This is a genomic window from Kitasatospora sp. NPDC058063 (assembly GCF_042885395.1).
In the GTDB taxonomy this organism is placed as follows: domain Bacteria; phylum Actinomycetota; class Actinomycetes; order Streptomycetales; family Streptomycetaceae; genus Kitasatospora; species Kitasatospora lactacystinica.
Window position 1 is genome coordinate 77,515 of sequence record NZ_JBHVSD010000025.1, and the last position, 15,384, is coordinate 92,898.

A 15,384-nucleotide genomic window follows, 5' to 3' on the forward strand; every position below is an offset into this window, starting at 1 on the left:
CAGGTCAGAACAGCCGGACCGGCAGCTCCCGCAGGCTGTTCACCACCAGCGAGGGGCTCGGCCGCAGCTCGGCGTCCGGCACCGCGAGCGACAGCCCCGGGAAGCGCTCGAACAGTGCGGGCAGCGCGATCCCCGCCTCCAGCCGGGCCAGCGGGGAGCCCGGGCAGACGTGCGGGCCGTGCCCGAAGGACAGGTGGCGGGCCGGGTCCCGGGTGAGGTCGAAGACCTCGGCCGTCACCCCGTGCTGGAGCGGGTCGCGGCCGATCGCGTTGTACGAGACCAGCACCGGCTCACCCGCCGGGATCACCACCTCGCCCACCGGGATGTCCTGCGCGGCGAACCGGAACAGGAAGTTGCTGGTCGGCGGCGTCCAGCGGAGCGACTCCTCCACCACCGCGTCCCAGGACACCCGGCCCGAGCGCACCAGCTCCAACTGGTCCGGGTGGGTCAGCAGCGCCCGCACCGCGTTGCCGATCAGGTTCACCGTGGTCTCGTGGCCGGCCGCGATGATCACCCGTAGGGTGGCCGCGGCCTCCGCGTCGGTCAGCGCCCCGCCCTCGGTGTCGGCCGCCAGCAGCACACTCGCCAGGTCCTCGCCGGGAGCCGAACGGCGCTGCGCCACCAGGCCGTTGACGAAGGCGTTCAGTGCGGCGACGGTCGCCTGGATGCCCTCCGGGTTCGGCTTGATGCCGAAGAACCGCTCGTACAGGTCGCGCAGCAGGCCGTGGTCCGACTCGGGAACGCCCAGCAGCGAGCAGATCACCGTCATCGGCAGCGGGAAGGCGAAGGCCGTCTTCAGGTCCACCACCGGCTCGCCCGCCGCCAGGGCGTCCAGCAGCGCCTGGGTGATCTCCTCGACGCGCGGACGCATCAGCTCCACCCGGCGCGGGGTGAAGGCCTGCGCGACCAGCGCCCGCAGCCGGCGGTGCTCGGCGCCGTCCGTGGTCACCATGCTCGGGCCGGGCACCGCCAGACCGATCAGCGGCCAGGTCTTAGGCACCTCGCCGCGCTGGTACGCCGCCCAGTGCGCGGCGTCCTTCACCAGCCGGGCGTCGGTCAGCAGGTCGCGCGCGGCGGCGTGCTGCGTCACCGCCCAGGCGGCGACCCCGCCGGGCAGCTCGACCGGCACCACCGGGCCGGCGGCCCGCAGCAGCGCGCCCTCGGCCGCGTTGTCACGGGCCAGCGGGTCGAGGGCGATTCGGGCCGGGGCAGCGGTCATCGACAACTCTCTTTCGAACGGCGGGTGTTGAATGATCAGGCCGGGTGGCCCGGGGTGAACGAGACCGGCAGTGCCACCAGCCCCCGCACCCAGGCCGACGGCCGCCACACCAGCGCGTGCTCGGCCACCGCCAGCCGAAGGTCCGGCAGCCGGTCGAGCAGCACCTCGATCGCGGTGGTGGCGATCACCTCGGCCGCCTCCTGGGCCGGGAACGGGCAGCCGTGCTCGCCGTACGAGTAGCTCATGTGCGCCCGGTTGCCCTCCGCCGGGCGGCCGTCCGGCTGTCGGACGGCCGGGTCGGTGTTGGCCCCGGCGAAGCCGAGCAGGACCATGTCCCCCTCGGCGATCCGCTGGCCGCCCAACTGGGTGTCGCGGACCGCCCAGCGTCCGGCGAAGATCTGGGTCGGGGTGTCCTCCCAGAGCACCTTGTTCAGCACCTGGCTGATGCTGCGCCGGCCGCCGGCCAGCGAGGCGGCGAACCGCTCGTCGGTGAGCATCAGCCGCAGCGCGTTGGAGATCCAGTACGAGCTCGGCTGGTGGCCGGCGATCAGCAGCACCCGCAGGTCGCGCATCACCTCGTCGTGGGTCAGCCCGGCCGGGTGCGCCAGCATCCGCGAGGCGACGTCGGCGCCCGGGTACTCGGCCTTCTCCTCGACCAGCGCGAGCATCAGCTCCAACAGCCGCTGGGCGCCGGCCGGCGCGTCCGGGCCGCCGTCCAGCATCGCCAGCAGCGCCGTGATCAACTGCGGCGCCTGCTCCTCGTCCAGGCCGAGCACCCGGCACAGCACCAGCAGCGGCATCCGGTGCGCGTACTCGGCGACCAGGTCGGCCTCACCGCGCCCGGCGAACTCGTCGATCAGCCGGTCGGCGATCTCCTCGGCATGCTTGCGCAGCTCGTACGGGTCGATCCCGGCCAGCGCGTCGGTGACCGCGCGCGAACGCCGGACGTGCTCCTCGCCCTCGGCGTAGAGGATCGACGGCACGGGCGCCATCATCGGCTTCAGCGGCCAGTCGGCGGGCAGCGTCTCCCAGGCGTGCCAGCGGCTGGAGTCGCGGCCGAACAGCTGCGGCCGGCCGGTCACCTGCTGGAGCTCGCGGTAGCCGATGACCAGCCAGGCGGGCACGCCGCCGGCCAGCTCGACCGGGGCGACCGGGCCGTGCGCGGCGCGCAGCTCGCGGTAGAGCTGGGACGGGTCGGTCTGGAAGCGCGGCCCGTACAGCGGCGTGGCGCCGGGGTGCGCCGGGCAGCCCGGGGGCGGGGTGGCGGCGGGCTCGGTCACGGGGTGCTCTCCTCGTAGATCACGGTGCGGGACCCTGCCTGGGCGGGCTCCTCGGCCCCGGCGGCAACGGCCCGGGCGGCAACGGCCGGAGCGGCATCGGCCCCGGCGGCAACGGCCGGAGCGGCCCCGCCCGTCAGAAGCCCCTCGTCGGCCCCGGCCAGGGCGGCCAGGTGGTGGACCAGGGCGATCAGCACCTGCTTGCCGGACTCGCGGTCGCGCGCGTCGCAGTCCACCAGCGGTACCCCGGCCGGCAGGTCCAGCGCCTCGCGGACCTGCTCCAGGGTGTGGCCGGGCTCGCCGAAGTTGTTGCGGGCCACGATGAACGGCGTGCCGTGGTGCTCCAGCCGGTCGATCGCGTACCAGGAGTCCTCCAGCCGCCGGGTGTCCACCAGGACGACCGCGCCGAGGGCGCCGCTGAACAGCCGGTCCCAGAGGAACCAGAAGCGCTCCTGGCCGGGCGCGCCGAACAGGTACAGCACCTGGTGCTCGGAGAGGGTGATCCGGCCGAAGTCGAAGGCGACCGTGGTGGAGCGCTTGCCCCAGGCGCCGGCCGGGTCGATGCCCTCGCCCGCCCTGGTCATCACCTCTTCGGTGTTCAGCGGGCGGATCTCGCTGACCGAGCCGACCAGGGTGGTCTTGCCCACCCCGAAGCCGCCGACCACGACGATCTTCAGCGCGTTGTCGGCCGTCGCCCGCAGCGGGGTGCGCGCGCCGGCGGGCCGGACGCCGGCGTCAGCAGCAGCGTCGACGCCGACGTTCCACGCATCAGAGCCGTTGGAGGCCATGCAGCACCTGCTTCAGCGTGTCGAGGTCGGGCAGCCGGGCCTTGTTCGGCGCGAACCGGGGGTGGCGGGCGGTGACCGCCCCGGACTCCAGCAGGTCGCCGAGCAGGATCTTCACCACCGAGACGGGCAGCGCCAGCTCCGCCGCCACCTCCACCACGGCGGTCGGAGCCTCGCACATCCGCAGGATCCGGGCGTGCTCCGACTGCATCCCGGCCGCCGGCTGCCGCTCGGCGACGATCAGGGTAACGAGGTCGAAGGCGTTCTCCGGCGCCCGGCTTCGGCCCCGGGTGATGGTGTAGAGACGGTCCGGGTCGTCGTCACGGCCCGGCAGCACCGGCCCGGCAGTCATATAACGGCGCTCTCTTGCGCGGCGGCCTCGCCCTCCGCCTCCCGGGCGGGCGCGCTGAGGTGGACCCCGATCTGCTCGATCAGGCCGTGCATGTTGTGGCCGATCACGCCGACGTCCGCGTCGTCGTCCGTGACCACCGCGAGGTGCGCGCCCTCACCGGCCGCCACGATGCACAGGATGCCGCCGTGGAACTCGGTCATCGACTGCCGCACGCCGCCGCTGCCGTCGCCGAACTCGATGGAGGCGCCGTGCGCCAGGCTCTGCAGGCCCGAGGCGATGGCGGCCAGCTGGTCGGCCTGGTCGGTGCTCAGCCCGGCGGTGTGGCAGAGCTTGAGGCCGTCGGCGGAGAGGACCAGGGCGTGCCGGGTGCCGGGGGTCGCCGCCAGCAGGTTCTCCAACAGCCAGTCGAGGTCGCGGTCGGTGGCACTGCTCATCAGGTGTCCTTCTCGGTGACGGGGGAAGCGTCGGGCATGGTGTCGGGATCCGTGGTCGGCGCCCCGGCGGGGGGCTGCTCGGCCCCCGCGGGACGGGCGGCGGCCCGGCGGAACGCGCCGAACCGGGCGGCCGCGCCGACCGCGTCGGTGCTCACGGCCTTCGCGGTCCGGGCCGTCGCGGAGGTGCTGGTCGCCAGCGTCTGTCCGCGCCGGCGCTGCGGCAGGCCGCTGTCGGTCATCCGGGCGGGCGCGGCCGGCAGGGCGGGCGCGCTGGACGTCTGCGTCCCGGTGGCGGTCGGCGTCCCGGCCGGGGTCCGCTGCGCGGAGAGCGCCGGAGGCGGGGAGGCGGGCACCGGAGGCAGGGAGACGGGTGCGGGGCGCGCCGAGGTGAGCGCGGGGCGCGTGGTCTCCACGGGCGGCTTCTGCGCCGGGACGGACGCCTGGACGGGCGCCGGGGCGGCGGTCGGCACCGGGTGCGTGACGAGCCGCGGCGGGATCAGCATCACCACGCCGGTGCCGCCGCGCGCCGACGGCCGGAAGGAGATCTGCAGCCCGTGCTTGCGCGCCAGCACGCCGACCACCGCGAGCCCCAGCCGGGTACCGGCGGAGAGCGTGGTGAGGTCCAGCGGCTCGGCGCAGACGGCCCGCTCGGCCCGGCGCAGCCAGCTGTCGCTCAGCCCCAGCCCGCTGTCCTCGACGGTGACCACCAGCCCGGCCGGCACCTCCTCGACGTAGACGTGCACCTCGGCCGGCGGGGCGGAGAAGTTGGTGGCGTTGTCCAGCAGTTCGGCCAGCGCGTGCATCACGCCCTCGGCCGCGTACCCGGCGACCGCGGCGGTGCTGGCGTTGTGCAGCCGCACCCGCTGGTAGGCGCCGATCCGGCCGAGCGCGCCGCGCAGCACCGACTCCACCGCGATCGGCTTGGCCCAGCGGCGGCCCGAACGGGCGCCGGTGAGCACCGCGATGCTGTCGGCCATCCGGCCCGCCTGGGCGGTCGAGTGGTCCAGGCTCAGCAGGTCGCCGAGGACCTCCTCGTCGTGCCGGTGCTGCATCTCGCGCAGCTCGGCGTGCATGCTCGTGGCCAGCGCCTGGACCCGCCCGGCGGCGGTCGCGCAGACGGCGAGCGCGGCGGCCCGCAGCCGCTCGCCGCGGCCGATCTCCTCGCCGACGGCTCGCAGCAGCGCGTACTGGGGGTGCTTGCGGTGGACGGCCAGCACACTGTCCACGGCCGCGCCGGACCGCAGCTTCGCCACCACCTCGGGCAGCACGCCCTCGGTGATCCGGGCCAGCTCGGCGCGCTCGGCCTCGGCCCGGGCCCGCTCCGTCTGCGCCCCGGCCCGCTCGGCGTCGAGTTCGGCCCGCAGCCGGGCCAGCTCGGTGTGCGCGGCGGTGACGTCCGCCTCGGCGCGGGACTGCTCGGCGCGGGCGGCGTCCCGCTCGGCGAGCGCGGCGGCGGTGCGGTCCGCGGCGGCCGTCTCGGCCTGCCGGGCCGTGCCCGCGGCGACCAGCGCGGCCCGGGTCTCCTCGTGCTGAGCGGCCAGCTCCTCGGTCAGCCCGCGGGCGCGCTCCGCACCGGTCGAGGCGAGGCCGACGGCGATCAGCCAGAGCACCGTGACGGCAACCACCGCGAGGGCGGTGAGCGGCTGGTGCGCACCGAACGCCCGGACGACGCCGACCGGCGCGGCGACCAGCGCCAGCAGCACGGCTGCCGCGGTCAGGGCGACGGTGCGCGGCGCGGGCCGTCGGCGCGATCCGCCGTCGGGGCTGGTGGCTTCTCTCATCGGTGCGGTCCTCGGCAACGTCGGCGGGCGGCGGCGCGGGCGGCGGATCGGCGACGGTCGCGGCCACCGACAGCTGGGTCGGGCGCATACCGGACCGCCCGGCGACGTCATGAAACGTCTCCGGGCGTCTGATCGGTTCACGCTTTCGGCCGATCATATCGATTCAGACATAGGCCTCAAGTGGCCAGTTGACGGCCAATCTCCTGCTTTCACACCGTCCACACCACACTGCGACACCGCCGACGCCCACCCGCGTGCCACGGTTCACACCCCGGTGGCCGGCCCTATCGGCCGCCGAACCGCCGTTCCAGCGCCTCCTCGAAGGTCCCCCGGCCCACCGCCCGGTCCGGCGTCAGGTTGCCGCCCGCCCGAAACCCGCGGCCGGCCGCGCCCGGCACGCGCAGCGTCAGCAGCAGTCGGCGCCTGCCCGCCGCCCGCAGGTAGGCCTCGGCCAGCTCCCGGTACGAACGCACCTGCGGGCCGCCCACCTCCGGCGCGAACCCGGCCGGCTCCTCCCCCACCAGGTCCGCGACCGCCGCCGCCACCTCCCGCACGTCCACCGGCTGGCACGCCGTCCCGCTCAGCACCGGGAAGACCGGCAGCTTCACGGAGGCGTCGAAGAACCTCAGCACCAGGTCGTGGAACTGCGTCGCCCGCAGCACCGTCCAGCCCAGCCCCGACTCCCGCACCACCCGCTCACAGGCGAGCTTCGTGGTGTAGTACGCGATCGGCACCCGGTCGATCCCGACGATCGACACGTACACCAGGTGCCGCACCCCGGCCTCCCGGGCCCGCGCCACCAGCGTCCGGACCCCGGCCAGGTCCGCCTTCTTCTGCGTGGTCGCGCAGTCCACCACCACCTCGACCCCGGCCATCGCCTCCGCGATCCCGGCGCCGCTCACCAAATCGCCGACCGCCCACTCGACCCCGTCACCCCCGTCCCGCACCCGCCGGCTCAACCCCCGCACCGCCACCCCGCGCGCCACCAGCAACCGCACCACCTCCCGCCCGAGCGTCCCCGTCGCCCCGGTCACCAGCACCGTTCCCATCACCGCACCACTCCTTCTCGGCAGAACCCGTCACCCCCTACGGACCGGACACCACCCCCGAACGTGACATCGGCATTCCCGGGAACACGAAAAAGGCGGGGCGAGGACCGTGAAGTCCTCGCCCCGCCTCAGGTTTTCACCTCATCGGGTGAAACCGGGGTCGAGCGTGATACTGGCGGAGAGTACCTATTCTCGGCGTGCGCTATTCCCCAGCATCAAGGGCTCGATCGGGGAAGGCATGCAGCCTCAGCTCGGCACTCAGCAGTCCGCGAGTCACCGCATCGGTGGTCCTCCGTAGCAAGGCCGGTGACTCCAGCCCGGATCTACCTTCGCGGTCGAGTGCAGAGAGGTAGGCCGCCCGAAGGACCTCCTGCTGTTCTACGGTGCATCCGATCTCCAAGACACAGCGCCGAATCCGCGCCGGGTTCCACGGGCGAGATCAATCTCGCCACTACCTGCCGCTTGGTCGGACCCGACCACTGCTACCCGGCCGATCCCTGCTGTATCCGCTGGCGGGCCTTCTCGTAGAACTTGTTGGCCATTGGGGTGTCGGTGGACGTGATGCGTATGTAGTCGGTGCTCAGTTCCCGGGTTCTCGCTTCGAGAGCCGCCAAGTTGGAGGCTTCGGTCATGAGGCTGATCTCAGCGTCCGCCCGATGCTTGAGCGCGGTGTAGGCGCGAGCAGACGCGAGATGGTCAGCGGCCGCCTTCGGCGAGCCAAGGAAGGCCGCGGTGGCCGCGACGGCTCCGGCGACGGCACCGAGCCCACTGAAGAACGCTTCAGGACCAACCTTGACCGCGACCAGGAAGCCGGATATCGCGGTCACGCAGGCGGGGATGAACACCATCAGCCGCCCCCACTTCTCGGCGCTCTTGGCCGCTTCAAAGTAGCCCTGGGCGGTATAGAGGCAGTTGCTCTGGATGCGCTCTAGCTCCGACTTGATACTTTCGAACTGTGTGTCAGAAGTAGACATAGGGTCCAATCCGGGGTGGGCGTATGCGAGGCTCAAAGGCAAGGAAGTTGCAGATCCATTCCATGCCGGGGACGGAGGCTTTGATTTCGTTGCGGTAGCGGGTAGTGAGGTAGCCAGCCTCATACAGTGCAACAAGTACGGCACGCCGGGCGGCAGCGCTGGTCTCTCCCTCGAAACGGTGGCGGAGCATCTGGGCCTCAGCAACGGATGCGTGCTGTCCGATGTAGCGAGCGGCGAACTCGCGGGCGTAGTCGACCCGGTTGCGGTCCCCGAGAACGGTCCATGCGGCTTCTTTAACTCGTTCATCCTTGCCGCCCATGGCAATGAAGTAACGCAGGACACGCTGTTCGATCAGGGGGTAAGAAGCGCTGTGGCTGGAGTGCAGGAACCGGATCAGGGAGCTTTCAACCTCGGGGGTTCTGCTCTTGGCCGCGTCAAGATACTTGAACACGTTCGTGATGGCGTGCGGGAGACGGGTGAGATTCTCCAGGCACCAGCCCACGGCGCGATCATCTTTGATATTGCGGAGCCGGCCTAGGACGAAGCGAACCTGGTTGCCGTTGAAATCTCCCTCCTTGGCAATCTTCTCGAAGTAGGCCACGAGATCTTCCCGGGCCCGCGGGCGCCCATACCTGATGGCACGAGCCAGCGAGTCATGCCGGATGTCGGTTTCACGCTCCCGGGCGTCCTGAGGGTCGAGGATGACGGTCTTACTGGAGGAGACAGCGAGCCTCCTAGAGCGCAGTTGACTGTTCACGCCAAGGAAGAGATCACGCAGCTCGCTCCAGTCGGGGTGGAAGACCTTGATGTCATCGGAGTAGCGCAGGAAGCGGGCGCCGTTCTGGTTCAGATAGGAATCGACGGGGGCAAGGTAGAGATTGGCAAGTATGCCGGAAGCATCCGGTCCTTGGGGCAGGCCCCAAGCGTGGTTGATGGTCTGGAATCGGGTGAGGAAATCGATGATGTGGCCGGCAGGCCGGCGGTCGCCACCGAGGGCCTCCAAATCGTCTCCGAGGATGGCCACATCGATGTGCTCGTAGAAGGCCGCGATGTCTAGGTAGGCGACCCTGAGTGAAGCGTCAGACCGGATCGCCCTCAGAGACTTTTGCCGATAGGACGTCCAGCTGGACCACCATCGGACGGGCTCGCCCTTGAAGTGGTTCCATCGGTAGCTGGAGACGCTAGGGTGAAGCTGACGGTCAATCTGATCGGCGATGGTGAAGACAAGAGCATCGTAGATAAGTCGGTCTCGGGTGGAGAATCGGGCTAGCGGGCGAACGGTCAGATCGGTCTTAGGGAAGTCGATGATGCTGGTGCTGTCCGGGCCGCAGGCGCCGCTCTCAACGGCCCGTTCCAGCGTCTCGCGATAGCCCCGCTCCCACTGGTGCTGAACGTCCTGGTACCCGATGACGTCGGGCACCTCTGATTCGTCTTCTCCCGCTATCAGCAGGTCTTTAGCTTTGGTGAGCCTGTCGCGAAGGTCCACCGTTCCCCTTTGTCAGATGAAGGTCCCAGGCACGAGATGCTATCCGGGCGAGGCGTGAACTGGGCGACGGTCTGCTTCACTTGCGACCAGCCTCCCTCCAGCCCGCGACAATTGGGCGCGCCAATACAGCCGCACCGACAGCAGTCCCAGTCACGGCGGTCACCAACACACAAACCAAAGACCAGCCGGCCAGCCAAGCATTTCTCAGGCACGGGCCAAAGAGACGACCGGCAGGTCGGCACTGCCATCTACAGAACAGGCAGCATGCACCGCCGTGTCAGCGCGGATTCCCAGGTCCCGCCGTTCCTTAGCCACCCGGGTCAGCGCGCGGACGTCCGGAGGAGTGCTTCGCCGCCATCAGGGCCCTCTGGGCAGGGATGGTGGCGGGCAATGAATGTGCCACCTCAGCTTCTCGGACCGCCTGCTGACCTGCGAGGGCAGTAGCATGAACATGGCGCCGGAAGCCAGGCCGCCAGTGTTCGCCGTGACGGGCTGGCTCAGTGATCAGCACGCCAAGTCTCAGCAAACGATGGAACGTGCCTTGATGAAGCTCCATGATCAACCGAAGGGGCTTCTCCGGGTGCGGATCGGAGCAGATCGTCATGACGCGTCGCGCGGCGTCCGCATAGCGCTTGTGCAGAGACTGCTTGGTAACCCCGCAGATCTTCGCCATCTGCTGCCAGGTCGCACCGAGGTAGCTGGCCTCCGCCAGAAGGAGAGTACGCTCGGCGGTCAATGCCTGCTCAATCGCAGACAGCCGCGCCAGTGCGTCCAAGACTTCATCGACCGGACGCCCCCGATCCCGGGGGACAAGCTCCCGCAGCCGCTGAACCGCCTCGCGCAGCACCCGCGTAGCTGGCCCCAACTCCAGTCCGTCACCGTAGGACTCGGTACAGCCGTCGAAGTACGACGGGCCACTCCAGCGGTCTCGATCCCCCATAACCGTCAACGCTAACTGACAACTCTGGTGGCAGGACAGAGGTGTTCCAGTCATCCGGCACTCTGCGGAGACTGGCCGCGCGGGGCCTCAGGCCCGCGCTCACCGGGTATGACACCGCAGCTCAAGGCGACGTTCTGTCGACCAGACGATGCCCTGCTATCCAAACCGAGACCACACCAACTTCGTGATTGGGTTGTCAAATTGGGGCTGCTGCACGTAAGGCCCCTTGCGCGAACGGCAACCATGGGTGCTCTAGCCTCGTTCTCACCGAGGCAGACCGGCCGTCGGCCAATATGCCGACGGCCCCCGTGCCAGCGGGAGCCGTCTCGCCCTTCGCCCGCGATGACTAGGGAAGGTACGCTTGGCCCTGACGATAACTCACAACTGGGTTGCTGGTAAAGAGCAATCCGTAAGCGCCTCCCCCACCAGGGGGCGCCGGTGACAGTCCCCATCAGCGTGTGGGCGCGGCTCGCACTCGCGATTCCGGTGACCATTGCGGTGCTGGTGGTCGGCGTCATGCTTTTCCTCGCGATGCTGATCCCATCGACCTCCACCAGGACGTTTGCGCTAGACAGCAGCAAGCAACTGCTGGCTCTGGTCCGGGCGCTCGTGCCCAGTAGCAGGTAGCGCCATCCCGTCGCGAGGTGGGTCGCCGGCAGCGACCCACCTCCTGTCACTCGGCCGGCAGCCTCAGGAGGGGCCGTCGGCCGAATCTCATTGATCACCACAGGGTCAGGGGCAACCCCCACGCTTCCTGCGAACACCTGCAGGCCCGGTTAGGGGCGTCCTGAGCCAACGAGCCATTGCAATCAGCCGTCCTTCGCAGCGAGACCAAGGCAGGCTGTCTCACGCCAGTCCTCTCGGTCAAGGAGCTCGATAGGCAGCGAGGACTCAGTTCACTGTCACGGGTGCAGCTCAGGGGCCCTCCGAGCTTCGAGGTAGGAGGACCAATCCCGTTTGACGTAGGAGACCCAGTCCACAGCGGTGTTGATGTGGATTCCGAGAACCTTGCTCAGGATCGGCGCAGGTAGGTCTGCGGCCAGCGCCATCAGTGCAGAGTTGCGGGCAGAGCGGACATCGATGCCGTGCCTCAGCAGTTTTTGGGAGAGCTTGGCCCCACTCAGAGGCTGACCCATCAGTTTTCCCGGGAACAGCCAACTTTCTCGGCATCCCATCCCGCGTTCGGCAACAGACGGTACGGCGACCCGCGTTTGCTGCTCCAGCAGTTGGGCAAGGGCGGGAGGCATCACAACAGGGTCATCACCCAGCCGGATGTAGACCGCATCCTTGCGCGGCAAAATGTCCTCGCGGGTAAGCCGCACGACCCTGGTAGCAGGCATCCCGTAGAGCAGGATCAGCGCACCAGCCACCCGTACATCCAGTGGTAGGGCGGGATCGTTGATGCATCGGTGCAGCAGGGACAGGTGCTCGTCCTCATCAAGGAAGTTGGCGGGTTCGCCGTCTGGCTGCCAAGGCACCTGCAGGTCCCCGACGAGGTGGCAACGACGAGCCCACCGAAGGAAATCACGCAGCCGCCGCCGTGTGGTGGCCCCTGAAGCCAGCCAGCGGTCCACATCGGCCTGAGCAGCACTCACCAGCGTGAGTTGCTCGGCCGCGATCCACTCCAGGAAGTCGAACGTTACCGATACCTGTGCACGGGCATAGTTGATGCTGGATCTGCTATTCCCTCGCGTACGGGCTTGGTACCGCACCCGTCGGAGGACTACCCACTGAGCATACGGTTGCAGGACGGTTCGATGTCGGGCTGTAACCTTCATTAGAAAGTGCCTCAGCCAGACTTCCAAACCTGCCACGTACTCGTCCCGCTTCGGCAGGACTCCGACGTGAACCAACAAGTGTCGAAGATGGACTGCTGCTTGTCGGCCTGGGAACGTGTCGAGAAGTTCGTGGGTGATGGGGTAGCCCGCCGCGATCAGGTCTCGAAGTAGCGCCGCCCCGCTGGTCTCCTTGCGCATCCACAGCAGCACAGATCGGGGCGTTGAGGCCGCAGTCAGCGCGACGATCAGAGGCGCCAGCGGCGAACCCTCCTCCGACGGACCGAACTGGTCGTTCAGCGTGACTTGCAGGACACACCGAGAGCATTCACCGTACCTGTAGATGTCACCTGCTTCACCACAGCTGGAGCAAGCGTAGATCAGGTCAACCCCGGCACATGGTCCGCAGATTCGCCGTCCTCGCTCATCGTTCCCAATCAGCGGGCGGCACTTCTGACACGCCGCACATTCGGCGGGGTTAGCGCAGACGTACTTGTAGCAACTCCCGCATACCGGCCCCATGGGCCAGCGTGCCGTAACTCTCCGCGAGCGTTCACATCGCACACAGATGACACCCGGGCGATCACGACACGTGCGGCAGACTGGTTCGCCCGCTTTGACGTGGAGGCAGGGCCGCTCGCGCCCACAGCGCCGCAAGGTCGCCACTGGCCCTGGGTCGCAGTTGGCGCAGAGATCCGGCTGTGAATCTCGGGCACGGCTCTTGATACGGCGAACTTGACCGCAGGCACCACACTCCCGCCTAGGGTGCGTGTAACAGCTCGCGCATACAGGGCCAGCGTCAGCCATCGCTTTGGTCGGCCGTACCTCACCGCAACGGATACAACGCCTCGCCGGACGGATGTAGCAATTGGAGCACTGTGGCTCCCCGTTCGGTCCGCGTGTTGCAACAAATCTGAGCTGGCCGCATACAACACAGACTTCGTGTCGAACGGGGTCAGCGCGATAACAGTCCCGGCAGACCGCACCCTCGGCTTCTTGAGTAGCAACTGGTGCTGTCTTACGACATCTACAGCAGGGGCGAGCTGATCTCCAAGCTGCACACGTCTGGCAGATGCGGGCACCGCGTGAATCGGTGCGTGGCAGGGAGCGGCGCTTCCCGCAGCCTCCACACGATGGCACCGTCACCTGCGTACATCCAGCAGCCTCCAGCCCTTCGAGGAGCCGGAACATGGCTGCGGGCAGAGCTGGACTACCACTCGTCAAGGCATCCGGATGGCTCTCCATGTGCTCACACAATCAATAGAGCGCCTTCTGTGGCGCGGCTCGGTCGACGATGTCCTGAAGGTCGGCCCTAGACATCGAAGGCAACTGCGGCGCTAGAAGATCGACGATCCCTGCGAGCCGCTGGGGACGCTTCACGTGAGGTCCGGCCGGCGGATTGTGGCTCGTCGGATCTGTGGGGGCGTTCCCGCATTGACTGCTGATCCAGTGGCGGTCTTGCGAACAGCCTGCTCAACTACGGACACTTCGATCAACTCCTGGACCCCACAGTCCAGGATGTCGCACAACGCGGCAAGGGTGTCCATCGACATTCGCTGCGGGGGTTGCGTGACTAGGCGATAGACCTGCTCTCGGGACAGGTGAACCCCGCGGTCGGCAAGCAGCGGCACCAACTCACTGGTCTGGAACATCCCACGCGTAGCCATCACTTGGCGCAGGTGCCAGTGATACCCCATTTTCTTGATCACTGCTGCGGCTCCCATAGGTCTGCGTGTCGCTGACGCAGTGACTGTTGCACCAGCCGATTGCGGTACTCGTCCGACACTCCTGTGTAGAGGGCAGTCGTCGAGGCGTAGGAGTGACCTACCTGGTCCTGGACGAACTTCTCTGGGTAGCCGAACTCGACCAGGTGCGTCACATAGGAGTGCCGAAGACAGTGCAGATCCAGCTCTTCCGGCAGCCCGGCAGCGTTACGAGCTTGCTCGAAGGCTTCGTTGATACCACGCCAGGACAGGCGGCCCAGGCGTTCGGTCACCCACAATGCAGGATGGCTACCAGCCCCAAAGAGTGGTCGGACCTCCGATACCCACTGCTGAATCACCGGGACGATCCAGTCCATCTCTGGCACGGTCAGCACCGTTCTGCGTTTCGGCTGCCCGCCACGTGATGACTTGCCGAATCGAACGAACAGGGCCCCACAGTTCCCGTAGTCGGCAGCCCGCGGGTTCCTCCGAAGATCCACAACATCCAGCCCCCACGCCTCCCTGCGTCGGAGCCCGAAGGCATAGACCGTCTTCAGCAGAACTGCGTCACGGAAGGCAGCTGAAGCGCCCTTCCGGCGACGCGCTCTGATCTCCTCGACCATTCCGTCAGCCGCGTCGAGCAGCGACTGCACCTCGTCATACGTCAGCGGCCTGCGGCCTGGTCGCCCTTCGTACTCCGATGTGTGGGCCACGGTGTTCCACTCGTGCAGGATCTGGGCCGGCGCCTCTCCGAACCGTTCGTGGCAGACCGCTGGCCACGAATAGCGCGTATCCGTCACGTAGTCCATGAACAGCCGCAGTGCGTTCTGGTAACCCCGTGCCGTCGAGACCATCACCGGCCGACGCCCCGATCTAAGGTGCGTAATGAACTCCTCGGCCTCTGCGGCCTGCCACTGCCAGGGGTACTGGTTGGTGAAGTCGGCGAACCTGCGTACCAGATCGATCCTCGCTCTGATCGTGTCTGCCTTGAGAAACCGCGCCCGCTGCTGCGTGGTCCATCCCCCAAGCATCGCTTCGAAGACTGCGGGAGCGGGGTCAAGGAACCTGACGCCGTCCACGAGCATCAATCGCGCCGATCCGGCGAGTTCAGCCGCTTTGGTCACGTTGTATCCAACGCAACATCGTTGAATCGGTTACGGACCCACGACACACTGCGTGCGTCGCCAAGCATGGGCAAGCCGCCGCCCTGGGCCGAAGCCCAGGGCGGCGAGGTACTACTTCTTCTTGCTCTTACCGGACGGCGCCTGCGAGAGGGCGCTGCCCGCAGCGGCCTTCTCGGCCTTCGTCGCCTTGGGGTCCGACAGGACCCTGCCAGCGGCCGAGGCCGCCTTCTTCCCAGTCTGCTTCGGGTTCTTTGCCATACGATTCACCTCCCTCCGAGCTGTTTTGCGTCGCAGCTCGGAACGTGGTGTGATGCAGGTTCTGACGCGAGCAGGACACCACGTCCTGACTGCACCGAGCGCCCGGCCCTAGACGTGGGCCGGGCGTTCGTCTTTCCAGCAGCTCTCACCACTGGAAGATCTTCGGAACTGTGCTGTACGGCGCCAGGTCGCTGGCGAGAACGGACGACGTCCGCAGGATGCGCTGA

The 15,384-nt window shown here is 68.4% G+C and carries 15 protein-coding genes; 1 reads left to right on the forward strand and 14 read right to left on the reverse strand.

All coding sequences use genetic code 11. The annotated features are described in order from the left end of the window. Window positions 1-4: 4 nt before the first annotated feature. The 10 genes from ACFVUY_RS33785 to ACFVUY_RS33830 form a co-directional block, all read right to left on the reverse strand. On the reverse strand, window positions 5-1,219 hold the full coding sequence (locus ACFVUY_RS33785; protein ID WP_387736113.1) for a cytochrome P450: 1,215 nt from the start codon (window positions 1,217-1,219) through the stop codon (window positions 5-7). A 35-nt stretch (window positions 1,220-1,254) separates the two neighbouring features. Continuing rightward, window positions 1,255-2,499 carry a cytochrome P450 gene (locus ACFVUY_RS33790; RefSeq protein ID WP_387736115.1) on the reverse strand — a complete coding sequence of 415 codons (1,245 nt, stop codon included), beginning with the start codon at window positions 2,497-2,499 and terminating at the stop codon, window positions 1,255-1,257. Next, window positions 2,496-3,284, reverse strand: coding sequence for an ATP/GTP-binding protein (locus tag ACFVUY_RS33795; RefSeq protein WP_387736117.1), 789 nt, complete (start codon window positions 3,282-3,284; stop codon window positions 2,496-2,498). Before ACFVUY_RS33795 ends, ACFVUY_RS33790 begins: the two co-directional genes overlap by 4 nt. Next, a complete protein-coding gene (locus ACFVUY_RS33800) occupies window positions 3,265-3,633 on the reverse strand; it encodes a DUF742 domain-containing protein (protein ID WP_387736118.1) in 369 nt (122 codons plus the stop codon). Before ACFVUY_RS33800 ends, ACFVUY_RS33795 begins: the two co-directional genes overlap by 20 nt. After that, entirely contained in the window at window positions 3,630-4,067 is a 438-nt protein-coding gene (locus tag ACFVUY_RS33805; protein WP_387736120.1) for a roadblock/LC7 domain-containing protein, read from the reverse strand. Before ACFVUY_RS33805 ends, ACFVUY_RS33800 begins: the two co-directional genes overlap by 4 nt. Further along, window positions 4,067-5,848: an ATP-binding protein gene (locus ACFVUY_RS33810; protein ID WP_387736122.1), complete on the reverse strand. Its 1,782-nt coding sequence runs from the start codon at window positions 5,846-5,848 to the stop codon at window positions 4,067-4,069. Before ACFVUY_RS33810 ends, ACFVUY_RS33805 begins: the two co-directional genes overlap by 1 nt. Before the next feature lie 284 nt (window positions 5,849-6,132). Beyond that, window positions 6,133-6,897 carry an SDR family oxidoreductase gene (locus ACFVUY_RS33815; protein ID WP_387736124.1) on the reverse strand — a complete coding sequence of 255 codons (765 nt, stop codon included), beginning with the start codon at window positions 6,895-6,897 and terminating at the stop codon, window positions 6,133-6,135. Window positions 6,898-7,379: 482 nt separating this feature from the next. Then, window positions 7,380-7,871 carry an SLATT domain-containing protein gene (locus ACFVUY_RS33820; protein ID WP_387736126.1) on the reverse strand — a complete coding sequence of 164 codons (492 nt, stop codon included), beginning with the start codon at window positions 7,869-7,871 and terminating at the stop codon, window positions 7,380-7,382. Next, window positions 7,858-9,357 carry an RNA-directed DNA polymerase gene (locus tag ACFVUY_RS33825; protein WP_387736128.1) on the reverse strand — a complete coding sequence of 500 codons (1,500 nt, stop codon included), beginning with the start codon at window positions 9,355-9,357 and terminating at the stop codon, window positions 7,858-7,860. Before ACFVUY_RS33825 ends, ACFVUY_RS33820 begins: the two co-directional genes overlap by 14 nt. 307 nt (window positions 9,358-9,664) lie before the next feature. Then, window positions 9,665-10,132 carry a hypothetical protein gene (locus tag ACFVUY_RS33830; RefSeq protein ID WP_387736130.1) on the reverse strand — a complete coding sequence of 156 codons (468 nt, stop codon included), beginning with the start codon at window positions 10,130-10,132 and terminating at the stop codon, window positions 9,665-9,667. Window positions 10,133-10,735: 603 nt separating this feature from the next. Between ACFVUY_RS33830 and ACFVUY_RS33835 the strand changes: the two genes are divergently transcribed. After that, complete coding sequence (locus ACFVUY_RS33835) at window positions 10,736-10,924, forward strand: hypothetical protein (protein ID WP_387736132.1); 189 nt, start codon at window positions 10,736-10,738, stop codon at window positions 10,922-10,924. Window positions 10,925-11,199: 275 nt separating this feature from the next. Here the strand turns inward: ACFVUY_RS33835 and ACFVUY_RS33840 are convergent, their stop codons facing one another. From ACFVUY_RS33840 to ACFVUY_RS33855, 4 genes are all read right to left on the reverse strand, one after another. Continuing rightward, complete coding sequence (locus ACFVUY_RS33840; RefSeq protein ID WP_387736134.1) at window positions 11,200-12,273, reverse strand: hypothetical protein; 1,074 nt, start codon at window positions 12,271-12,273, stop codon at window positions 11,200-11,202. Window positions 12,274-13,448: 1,175 nt separating this feature from the next. Beyond that, on the reverse strand, window positions 13,449-13,781 hold the full coding sequence (locus tag ACFVUY_RS33845; RefSeq protein ID WP_387736136.1) for a helix-turn-helix domain-containing protein: 333 nt from the start codon (window positions 13,779-13,781) through the stop codon (window positions 13,449-13,451). Continuing rightward, entirely contained in the window at window positions 13,778-14,860 is a 1,083-nt protein-coding gene (locus tag ACFVUY_RS33850) for a tyrosine-type recombinase/integrase (RefSeq protein WP_387736188.1), read from the reverse strand. The genes ACFVUY_RS33845 and ACFVUY_RS33850 overlap by 4 nt, the downstream gene beginning before the upstream one ends. A 150-nt stretch (window positions 14,861-15,010) precedes the next feature. After that, complete coding sequence (locus tag ACFVUY_RS33855; protein WP_387736138.1) at window positions 15,011-15,157, reverse strand: hypothetical protein; 147 nt, start codon at window positions 15,155-15,157, stop codon at window positions 15,011-15,013. Between the last annotated feature and the right edge of the window lie 227 nt (window positions 15,158-15,384).

Excerpts from the sequence above, each read along its gene's own strand:
- ACFVUY_RS33785 (WP_387736113.1), bottom strand. The coding sequence starts at position 1,219 with ATGACCGCTGCCCCGGCCCGAATCGCCCTCGACCCGCTGGCCCGTGAC.
- ACFVUY_RS33795 (WP_387736117.1), bottom strand. The coding sequence starts at position 3,284 with ATGGCCTCCAACGGCTCTGATGCGTGGAACGTCGGCGTCGACGCTGCT.
- ACFVUY_RS33800 (WP_387736118.1), bottom strand. The coding sequence starts at position 3,633 with ATGACTGCCGGGCCGGTGCTGCCGGGCCGTGACGACGACCCGGACCGT.
- ACFVUY_RS33805 (WP_387736120.1), bottom strand. The coding sequence starts at position 4,067 with ATGAGCAGTGCCACCGACCGCGACCTCGACTGGCTGTTGGAGAACCTG.
- ACFVUY_RS33810 (WP_387736122.1), bottom strand. The coding sequence starts at position 5,848 with ATGAGAGAAGCCACCAGCCCCGACGGCGGATCGCGCCGACGGCCCGCG.
- ACFVUY_RS33815 (WP_387736124.1), bottom strand. The coding sequence starts at position 6,897 with ATGGGAACGGTGCTGGTGACCGGGGCGACGGGGACGCTCGGGCGGGAG.
- ACFVUY_RS33820 (WP_387736126.1), bottom strand. The coding sequence starts at position 7,871 with ATGTCTACTTCTGACACACAGTTCGAAAGTATCAAGTCGGAGCTAGAG.
- ACFVUY_RS33840 (WP_387736134.1), bottom strand. The coding sequence starts at position 12,273 with ATGCGCAAGGAGACCAGCGGGGCGGCGCTACTTCGAGACCTGATCGCG.
- ACFVUY_RS33850 (WP_387736188.1), bottom strand. The coding sequence starts at position 14,860 with ATGCTCGTGGACGGCGTCAGGTTCCTTGACCCCGCTCCCGCAGTCTTC.
- ACFVUY_RS33855 (WP_387736138.1), bottom strand. The coding sequence starts at position 15,157 with ATGGCAAAGAACCCGAAGCAGACTGGGAAGAAGGCGGCCTCGGCCGCT.